Source organism: Enterobacter sp. CRENT-193 (genome assembly GCF_002787395.1).
GTDB lineage: Bacteria > Pseudomonadota > Gammaproteobacteria > Enterobacterales > Enterobacteriaceae > Enterobacter > Enterobacter hormaechei_C.
The window spans coordinates 1259240-1268089 of record NZ_CP024812.1 but is presented as its reverse complement, the minus strand read 5'-3'; the positions used below and the strand labels follow the sequence as shown (position 1 = coordinate 1268089).

At 50.0% G+C, this 8850-nt stretch carries 20 protein-coding genes; all 20 read right to left on the bottom strand.

The features are described 5' to 3' along the window. Positions 1–18: 18 nt before the first annotated feature. On the bottom strand, positions 19–408 hold the full coding sequence (rpsK, locus tag CU081_RS06245) for a 30S ribosomal protein S11 (protein ID WP_003863312.1): 390 nt from the start codon (positions 406–408) through the stop codon (positions 19–21). Positions 409–424: 16 nt separating this feature from the next. After that, on the bottom strand, positions 425–781 hold the full coding sequence (gene rpsM, locus CU081_RS06240; protein ID WP_003863308.1) for a 30S ribosomal protein S13: 357 nt from the start codon (positions 779–781) through the stop codon (positions 425–427). Positions 782–927: 146 nt separating this feature from the next. After that, on the bottom strand, positions 928–1044 hold the full coding sequence (gene rpmJ / locus CU081_RS06235; protein ID WP_000868187.1) for a 50S ribosomal protein L36: 117 nt from the start codon (positions 1042–1044) through the stop codon (positions 928–930). Positions 1045–1075: 31 nt separating this feature from the next. Beyond that, complete coding sequence (gene secY, locus CU081_RS06230) at positions 1076–2407, bottom strand: preprotein translocase subunit SecY (protein WP_003863305.1); 1332 nt, start codon at positions 2405–2407, stop codon at positions 1076–1078. A gap of 7 nt (positions 2408–2414) precedes the next feature. Continuing rightward, the gene (rplO, locus tag CU081_RS06225; RefSeq protein WP_003863304.1) at positions 2415–2849 is read right to left on the bottom strand and encodes a 50S ribosomal protein L15; all 435 of its coding nucleotides are present in this window, start codon (positions 2847–2849) and stop codon (positions 2415–2417) included. 3 nt (positions 2850–2852) lie between these two features. Beyond that, a complete protein-coding gene (gene rpmD / locus CU081_RS06220; RefSeq protein WP_003863301.1) occupies positions 2853–3032 on the bottom strand; it encodes a 50S ribosomal protein L30 in 180 nt (59 codons plus the stop codon). Between the two features lie 6 nt (positions 3033–3038). After that, complete coding sequence (gene rpsE / locus CU081_RS06215; protein ID WP_003863299.1) at positions 3039–3539, bottom strand: 30S ribosomal protein S5; 501 nt, start codon at positions 3537–3539, stop codon at positions 3039–3041. A gap of 14 nt (positions 3540–3553) precedes the next feature. Then, positions 3554–3907, bottom strand: coding sequence for a 50S ribosomal protein L18 (rplR, locus tag CU081_RS06210; RefSeq protein WP_003863297.1), 354 nt, complete (start codon positions 3905–3907; stop codon positions 3554–3556). 9 nt (positions 3908–3916) lie between these two features. Continuing rightward, positions 3917–4450, bottom strand: a complete 534-nt coding sequence (gene rplF / locus CU081_RS06205; RefSeq protein WP_003863296.1) for a 50S ribosomal protein L6 — start codon at positions 4448–4450, stop codon at positions 3917–3919. A gap of 12 nt (positions 4451–4462) precedes the next feature. Next, on the bottom strand, positions 4463–4855 hold the full coding sequence (gene rpsH, locus CU081_RS06200; protein ID WP_006178918.1) for a 30S ribosomal protein S8: 393 nt from the start codon (positions 4853–4855) through the stop codon (positions 4463–4465). 30 nt (positions 4856–4885) lie between these two features. Beyond that, entirely contained in the window at positions 4886–5191 is a 306-nt protein-coding gene (gene rpsN, locus CU081_RS06195) for a 30S ribosomal protein S14 (RefSeq protein ID WP_003863291.1), read from the bottom strand. Between the two features lie 14 nt (positions 5192–5205). Next, positions 5206–5745, bottom strand: a complete 540-nt coding sequence (gene rplE, locus CU081_RS06190; protein WP_003863290.1) for a 50S ribosomal protein L5 — start codon at positions 5743–5745, stop codon at positions 5206–5208. A gap of 14 nt (positions 5746–5759) precedes the next feature. Next, on the bottom strand, positions 5760–6074 hold the full coding sequence (gene rplX, locus CU081_RS06185) for a 50S ribosomal protein L24 (protein WP_003863287.1): 315 nt from the start codon (positions 6072–6074) through the stop codon (positions 5760–5762). Positions 6075–6084: 10 nt separating this feature from the next. Beyond that, complete coding sequence (gene rplN, locus CU081_RS06180; protein ID WP_002919748.1) at positions 6085–6456, bottom strand: 50S ribosomal protein L14; 372 nt, start codon at positions 6454–6456, stop codon at positions 6085–6087. 166 nt (positions 6457–6622) lie between these two features. Further along, a complete protein-coding gene (gene rpsQ / locus CU081_RS06175) occupies positions 6623–6877 on the bottom strand; it encodes a 30S ribosomal protein S17 (RefSeq protein WP_002438707.1) in 255 nt (84 codons plus the stop codon). Beyond that, on the bottom strand, positions 6877–7068 hold the full coding sequence (gene rpmC / locus CU081_RS06170) for a 50S ribosomal protein L29 (RefSeq protein ID WP_003863282.1): 192 nt from the start codon (positions 7066–7068) through the stop codon (positions 6877–6879). The genes rpsQ and rpmC overlap by 1 nt, the downstream gene beginning before the upstream one ends. After that, entirely contained in the window at positions 7068–7478 is a 411-nt protein-coding gene (gene rplP, locus CU081_RS06165; protein ID WP_002919759.1) for a 50S ribosomal protein L16, read from the bottom strand. Before rplP ends, rpmC begins: the two co-directional genes overlap by 1 nt. 12 nt (positions 7479–7490) lie before the next feature. Next, the gene (gene rpsC, locus CU081_RS06160; protein ID WP_000529945.1) at positions 7491–8192 is read right to left on the bottom strand and encodes a 30S ribosomal protein S3; all 702 of its coding nucleotides are present in this window, start codon (positions 8190–8192) and stop codon (positions 7491–7493) included. Positions 8193–8209: 17 nt separating this feature from the next. After that, the gene (gene rplV / locus CU081_RS06155) at positions 8210–8542 is read right to left on the bottom strand and encodes a 50S ribosomal protein L22 (RefSeq protein WP_002919773.1); all 333 of its coding nucleotides are present in this window, start codon (positions 8540–8542) and stop codon (positions 8210–8212) included. A gap of 14 nt (positions 8543–8556) precedes the next feature. Next, the gene (gene rpsS, locus CU081_RS06150) at positions 8557–8835 is read right to left on the bottom strand and encodes a 30S ribosomal protein S19 (protein WP_001138117.1); all 279 of its coding nucleotides are present in this window, start codon (positions 8833–8835) and stop codon (positions 8557–8559) included. Between the last annotated feature and the right edge of the window lie 15 nt (positions 8836–8850).

Here is an 8850-nt window from a genome sequence, read left to right as displayed (position 1 = left end):
TAACCTAAAAAACGAGCGTTATACGCGACGTTTTTTCGGCGGACGACAACCGTTATGAGGGATCGGAGTCACATCAGTAATATTCGTGATGCGGAAACCAGCGGCGTTCAGAGCGCGAACAGTAGATTCACGACCCGGACCCGGACCTTTAACCATAACTTCCAGATTCTTGATGCCGTATTCTTTTACGGCTTCAGCGCAACGCTCTGCTGCAACCTGAGCTGCGAACGGAGTGGATTTGCGAGAACCACGGAAACCGGAACCACCGGCTGTTGCCCAACCCAATGCGTTACCCTGACGATCAGTAATAGTAACGATGGTGTTGTTGAAAGAAGCATGGATATGAGCCACGCCGTCAGAGACTTGTTTTCTTACACGTTTACGTGCACGAACTGGTGCCTTTGCCATTATTCAATCACCCCGATTATTTCTTGATCGGTTTGCGCGGACCCTTACGGGTACGTGCGTTGGTCTTAGTACGCTGACCGCGTACTGGCAGACCACGACGATGACGCAAACCGCGATAGCAACCAAGATCCATCAGGCGCTTGATGCTCATGCTGATTTCACGGCGCAGATCACCTTCAACGACAAATTTGGCAACTTCGTCACGCAGCGTGTCGATTTGTTCTTCAGACAGCTCACTGATCTTAACATCTTCAGCGATACCCGCTGCAGCCAGAATGGCTTTAGAACGGGTCTTGCCGACGCCGTAGATCGAAGTTAATGCGATCACAGCATGTTTCTGATCAGGAATGTTAATGCCTGCTATACGGGCCACTATGCACTCCTACTATTTAATATGTACGCACCATGCTGAAAAGCCCGTTTTCAGGATACTCAAATGGAAACGTACAGACATACAAAAGATTGGCTGGCTAATCTAGCCAGCTCAACCCAACTTTGCAAGAAAAATATGCGAAATAATCAGCCTTGGCGCTGTTTATGCTTCGGCTCGGCACTGCAAATCACACGGATGACACCATCACGCTTAACGATTTTGCAGTTACGGCATAATTTCTTGACGGAAGCACGAACTTTCATTTTTACTCTCCGTAACTTCTCAGGCGACCAGTTAGCGGCCGTAGCCTTTCAGGTTCGCCTTCTTCAATGCAGACTCATACTGACTGGACATCATCAGAGTTTGCACTTGAGCCATAAAGTCCATAATCACGACAACAACGATAAGCAGTGAGGTCCCACCGAAGTAGAACGGTACTTTCATTGCATCACGCATGAACTCCGGGATCAGGCAGATAAAAGTAATATAAAGCGCACCAACCAAAGTCAGACGAGTCATTACTTTATCGATATACTTCGCCGTTTGCTCTCCCGGACGAATTCCTGGTACAAATGCACCGGACTTCTTCAGGTTATCTGCTGTTTCACGCGGGTTGAAGACCAACGCCGTGTAGAAGAAACAGAAGAAGATGATCGCAGACGCATAGAGTAACACATAAAGTGGTTGCCCAGGCTGCAAATACAGCGAAATTGTTGTCAGCCAGTTCCAACCAGTACCGCCCCCGAACCATGACGCGATGGTTGCCGGGAACAGAATAATACTGGAAGCGAAGATAGCCGGGATAACCCCCGCCATATTCACTTTCAGCGGTAAATGTGTGCTCTGTGCAGCATAGACACGACGACCCTGCTGACGTTTAGCGTAGTTCACCACAATGCGGCGTTGACCACGTTCAACGAAGACAACAAAGAACGTCACTGCAAATACTAATACTGCAACCAACAGCAACAGGAGGAAGTGCAGGTCGCCTTGACGCGCTTGCTCGATAGTATGGGCGATGGCCGGCGGGAGACCCGCAACGATACCGGCGAAGATAATGATTGAGATACCGTTACCGATACCTCGTTCAGTAATCTGTTCGCCGAGCCACATCAGGAACATGGTCCCTGTGACCAGACTTACAACAGCGGTGAAATAGAATGCAAAGCCTGGGTTTAATACCAGGCCCTGCATACCAGGCATATTCGGAAGACCGGTAGCAATACCGATCGACTGGAATATTGCCAGCACCAGAGTGCCGTAACGGGTGTACTGGCTAATCTTACGACGTCCAGACTCCCCTTCTTTCTTCAACTCTGCCAGGGCCGGATGAACGACCGTCAGCAGCTGGATAATAATTGATGCCGAAATGTACGGCATAATACCCAGTGCGAAAATAGAAGCACGGCTGAGAGCACCACCAGAGAACATGTTGAACATTTCAATGATGGTGCCTCGCTGTTGCTCAAGCAGTTTGGCAAGTACAGCGGCATCAATACCAGGGATCGGAATAAAAGAGCCAATACGGAACACAATCAGCGCGCCGATTACAAACAGCAGTCTGCGTTTCAGCTCGCCAAATCCACCTTTGGCACTTTGAAAATCTAATCCCGGTTGCTTAGCCATCTGCTACTTATTCCTCAATTTTACCGCCAGCAGCTTCGATAGCAGCACGAGCACCTTTAGTAACACGCAGGCCACGAACAGTTACCGGAGTAGAAACTTCACCAGCCAGGATCACTTTCGCGAACTCGATCTGGATACCGATAATGTTAGCCGCTTTCAGCGTGTTCAGGTCTACAACGCCGCCTTCAACTTTCGCCAGGTCAGACAGACGGATTTCCGCTGTGATCGCTGCTTTGCGAGAGGTGAAGCCGAACTTCGGCAGACGACGGTACAGTGGCATCTGGCCACCCTCGAAACCGCGACGTACGCCACCGCCAGAACGAGAGTTCTGACCTTTGTGACCACGACCACCGGTTTTGCCGAGGCCAGAACCGATACCACGACCCAGGCGTTTACCCGCCTTTTTAGAGCCTTCGGCCGGAGACAGAGTATTTAAACGCATCTCTTACTCCTCAACTTTAACCATGAAGTAAACCGCGTTGACCATACCACGAACAGCAGGAGTATCCTCGCGCTCAACGGTATGACCAATACGACGCAGACCCAGGCCAAGCAGCGTTGCCTTGTGTTTCGGCAGACGACCGATTGCACTGCGGGTTTGAGTGATTTTAATAGTCTTTGCCATGGTCAATTACCCCAGAATTTCTTCAACGGATTTACCACGCTTGGCAGCGACCATTTCTGGAGAATTCATATTTTCCAGGCCATCAATAGTTGCACGAACCACGTTGATCGGGTTGGTGGAACCATATGCTTTAGCCAGAACGTTATGAACTCCAGCAACTTCCAGAACGGCGCGCATTGCACCACCGGCGATGATACCGGTACCTTCGGAAGCTGGCTGCATGAATACACGAGAACCCGTGTGAACACCTTTAACTGGGTGTTGCAGGGTACCGTTGTTCAGCGCGACGTTAATCATATTGCGACGGGCTTTTTCCATCGCTTTCTGGATCGCTGCTGGAACTTCACGCGCTTTACCGTAACCAAAACCAACGCGACCGTTGCCATCACCCACTACAGTCAGAGCTGTGAAGGAGAAAATACGACCACCTTTAACGGTTTTAGATACGCGGTTTACCGCGATCAGCTTTTCCTGCAGTTCGCCAGCCTGTTTTTCGATGTGAGCCATCTTACACCTCTACCTTAGAACTGAAGGCCAGCTTCACGGGCAGCATCTGCCAGTGCCTGGACACGACCATGATATTGGAACCCGGAACGGTCAAAGGAAACATTGCTGATGCCTTTTTCCAGAGCGCGTTCAGCGACAGCTTTACCTACAGCTGCTGCGGCGTCTTTGTTACCGGTATACTTCAATTGTTCTGAGATAGCTTTTTCTACAGTAGAAGCAGCTACCAGAACTTCAGAACCGTTCGGTGCAATTACCTGTGCGTAAATATGACGCGGGGTACGATGTACCACCAGGCGAGTTGCACCCAGCTCTTTGAGCTTGCGGCGTGCGCGGGTCGCACGACGGATACGAGCAGATTTCTTATCCATAGTGTTACCTTACTTCTTCTTAGCCTCTTTGGTACGCACGACTTCGTCGGCGTAACGAACACCCTTGCCTTTATAAGGCTCAGGACGACGGTAGGCGCGCAGATCTGCTGCAACCTGACCGATCAGCTGTTTATCAGCGCCTTTCAGCACGATTTCAGTCTGAGTCGGGCATTCTGCAGTGATACCGGCCGGCAGCGGATGCTCAACAGGGTGTGAGAAGCCCAGAGACAGGCCTACTGCATTCCCTTTGATAGCTGCACGATAACCTACACCAACCAGCTGAAGCTTTTTAGTGAAGCCTTCGGTAACACCAACAACCATTGAGTTCAGCAGGGCACGCGCGGTACCAGCCTGAGCCCATCCATCCACGAAACCATCACGTGGACCGAAGGTCAGAGCGTTATCTGCATGTTTAACTTCAACAGCTTTGTTGAGGGTACGAGTCAGCTCGCCGTTTTTACCTTTGATCGTAATAACCTGACCGTCGATTTTTACATCAACGCCGGCAGGAATAACGACCGGTGCTTTAGCAACACGAGACATTCTTTCCTCCGATTAGGCTACGTAGCAGATAATTTCGCCACCAAGACCAGCCTGGCGCGCTGCACGATCAGTCATAACACCTTTAGAGGTAGAAACAACTGCGATACCAAGACCAGCCATTACTTTTGGCAGCTCATCTTTTTTCTTATAGATGCGCAGGCCTGGGCGGCTGACACGCTGAATGCTTTCTACAACAGCTTTACCCTGGAAATACTTGAGAGTAAGTTCCAGTTCCGGCTTGGTGTCGCCTTCAACTTTAAAATCTTCGATAAAACCTTCTTCCTTCAGCACGTTGGCAATTGCCACTTTCAGCTTGGCGGAAGGCATGGTGACCGCAACTTTGTTCGCGGCCTGACCGTTACGGATACGGGTCAGCATATCCGCGATCGGATCTTGCATGCTCATCTGTCTTTACTCCCGTGATTCAATTGGTAATTACCAGCTAGCCTTTTTCAAGCCTGGTACTTCACCGCGCATGGCGGCTTCACGCAGTTTGATACGGCTCAACCCAAACTTGCCCACATAACCATGTGGACGACCTGTTTGACGACAGCGGTTACGCTGACGAGACGGGCTGGAATCACGCGGCAGAGACTGCAGCTTGAGAACCGCATTCCAACGATCTTCGTCGGAAGCGTTCACATCAGAAATGATCGCTTTCAGTTCAGCGCGTTTAGCGAAGAATTTATCAGCTAAAGCTACGCGCTTTACTTCGCGTGCTTTCATTGATTGCTTAGCCATTCAGTAACCCTACCTTACTTGCGGAACGGGAAGTCAAAGGCAGCCAGCAGAGCACGGCCTTCTTCATCAGATTTCGCAGTAGTGGTAATGGTAATATCCAAACCACGCACGCGGTCGACTTTATCGTAGTCGATTTCTGGGAAGATGATCTGCTCACGGACACCCATGCTGTAGTTACCACGACCGTCGAAAGACTTAGCGGACAAGCCACGGAAGTCACGGATACGTGGAACAGCAATAGTGATCAGGCGCTCAAGGAACTCCCACATGCGTTCGCCACGCAGAGTTACTTTACAGCCGATCGGATAGCCCTGACGGATTTTGAAGCCTGCAACAGATTTGCGTGCTTTGGTGATCAGCGGTTTTTGACCGGAGATTGCTGTCAGGTCAGCTGCTGCGTTATCCAGCAGTTTCTTGTCAGCGATCGCTTCACCAACACCCATGTTCAGGGTGATCTTCTCGACCCGAGGGACTTGCATGACAGAATTGTAGTTAAACTCAGTCATGAGTTTGTTAACTACTTCGTCTTTGTAGTAATCATGCAGTTTCGCCATCGTACTACTCCAAATTACTTGATAGTTTCGCTGTTAGACTTGAAGAAACGGACTTTTTTACCGTCTTCGAATCTAAAGCCTACACGGTCAGCCTTACCGGTAGCCGCATTGAAGATTGCAACGTTAGAAACCTGAATAGCAGCTTCTTTTTCAACGATGCCGCCTGGTTGGTTCAGGGCCGGAACCGGCTTCTGATGTTTCTTAACCAGGTTGATACCTTCAACGACGAGTTTGCCGGAAGACAGAACATTTTTTACTTTACCGCGTTTACCTTTATCTTTACCGGTTAACACGATAACTTCGTCATCACGACGGATTTTCGCTGCCATGATTCGCTCCTTAGAGTACTTCTGGTGCCAGAGAGATAATTTTCATGAACTTCTCAGTACGAAGTTCACGAGTTACCGGCCCAAAGATACGCGTGCCGATAGGCTGCTCGCTGTTATTGTTTAAAATAACGCATGCATTACCATCGAAGCGAATGACAGAACCGTCAGGGCGACGAACACCCTTCTTGGTGCGCACCACTACCGCCTTCAGCACATCACCTTTTTTGACCTTACCACGTGGAATTGCTTCCTTGATGGTGATCTTGATGATGTCGCCTACGCCTGCGTAGCGACGGTGCGAGCCACCCAGAACCTTGATACACATTACGCGACGTGCACCGGAGTTGTCGGCGACGTTCAGCATAGTCTGTTCTTGGATCATTTTAGTGCTCCGCTAATGTCAACTACTACCTGAGACTCTAAAATCAGAGCCGTTAAAAAGCCCCATATCGAGGGCGCGGCATTATAACACCGCTTCTGCAATATGGGTAGAAAAAATAAACGGCTCATCGCTGAGCCGTTTATTCGTATTGAGAATGCGTACTCTATTACAGAACCGCTTTCTCTACAACGCGAACCAGCGTCCAGGACTTAGTCTTGGACAGTGGACGGCATTCACGGATTTCAACCTTGTCGCCGATACCACATTCGTTGTTCTCGTCATGTACGTGCAGTTTGGTCGTACGCTTGATGAATTTACCGTAGATCGGGTGTTTCACAAAACGTTCGATAGCTACAACAATGGATTTCTCCATTTTATCGCTAACAACACGACCTTGCAGAGTACGGATTTTATCGGTCATTACGCACCCGCCTTCTGAGTCAGTAAAGTCTTAACGCGCGCAACATTGCGACGCACTTGCTTCAGCAGGTGAGTCTGTTGCAGCTGGCCACTTGCAGCCTGCATACGCAGGTTGAACTGCTCACGCAGCAGGTTCAGCAGCTCAGCGTTCAGCTCTTCAACGCTTTTTTCACGCAGCTCTTTTGCTTTCATTACATCACCGTCTTAGTTACAAAGGTGGTTTTGATAGGCAGTTTCGCTGCTGCCAGGCCGAAGGCTTCACGGGCCAGCTCTTCCGGAACACCGTCCATTTCATAAAGGACTTTGCCCGGTTGGATCAAGGCAACCCAGTACTCCACGTTACCTTTACCTTTACCCATACGAACTTCCAGTGGCTTCTCGGTGATCGGTTTGTCCGGGAATACACGGATCCAGATCTTACCTTGACGCTTAACTGCACGGGTCATTGCACGACGTGCTGCTTCGATCTGACGTGCAGTCAGACGACCACGGCCAACAGCTTTCAGACCGAAAGTGCCGAAGCTAACATCCGTACCCTGCGCCAGACCACGGTTGCGGCCTTTGTGCACTTTACGGAATTTTGTACGCTTTGGTTGTAACATCAGCGACGCTCCTTATTTACGGCCTTTACGCTGCTGCTTTTTAGGTTGAGCAGCCGGTTTTTCCGGTTGTTCAACAGCAGCCATACCACCCAGGATCTCACCTTTGAAGATCCATACCTTAACGCCGATTACACCGTAAGTGGTGTGCGCTTCAGAGGTGTTGTAGTCGATGTCAGCACGCAGAGTGTGCAGCGGTACGCGACCTTCGCGGTACCATTCGGTACGTGCGATTTCCGCGCCGCCCAGACGGCCGCTAACTTCAACTTTGATACCTTTAGCGCCCAGACGCATTGCGTTCTGTACAGCACGCTTCATAGCACGACGGAACATAACACGACGTTCCAGCTGAGAAGTGATGCTGTCAGCAACCAATTTAGCGTCCAGTTCAGGCTTACGAACTTCAGCGATATTGATCTGTGCAGGAACGCCAGCGATATCCGCTACGACCTTGCGCAGTTTTTCTACGTCTTCGCCTTTCTTACCGATAACGATGCCAGGGCGAGCAGTGTGAATAGTCACACGGATGCTCTTAGCTGGACGCTCGATAACGATACGAGATACAGACGCTTTAGCCAGTTCCTTAGTCAGGTACTGACGTACTTTAAAATCGCTGTCCAGGTTGTCAGCGAATTCTTTGGTGTTCGCAAACCAGGTAGAGTTCCATGGTTTTACAATACCCAGGCGAATACCATTAGGATGTACTTTCTGACCCATTGCTAGTCTCCAGAGTCTCAGCGATCGGACACAACCACAGTAATGTGGCTGGTGCGCTTCAGGATGCGATCTGCACGACCTTTCGCACGCGGCATAATGCGCTTCATGCTTGGGCCTTCATCTACGAAAATTTTCGCGACTTTCAGATCGTCGATGTCAGCGCCATCGTTGTGTTCAGCGTTAGCAATGGCAGATTCCAGTACTTTCTTGACCAATACCGCAGCTTTCTTGTTGGTATAGGTCAGGATGTCCAGGGCCTGCGACACTTTCTTACCGCGAATCAGGTCAGCAACAAGGCGAACCTTCTGTGCAGAAGAACGAGCATGGCGATGTTGAGCTAAAGTTTCCATCTCTTCCTCCTACCTTATTTCTTCTTCGCTTTTTTATCAGCAGCGTGGCCGCGATAAGTACGAGTCGGTGCGAATTCACCCAGTTTGTGACCAACCATTTCGTCGGTAACAAAGACTGGAACGTGCTGACGACCATTATGGACAGCGATGGTCAAACCGATCATGTTAGGAAAGATCGTTGAACGACGGGACCAAGTGCGCAGGGGCTTCTTGTCTCCGCTTTCCACCGCTTTCTCTACCTTCTTCAGCAAGTGCAGGTCAATAAAAGGACCTTTCTTGAGAGAACGTGGCATGGCTTATCCTCTAAA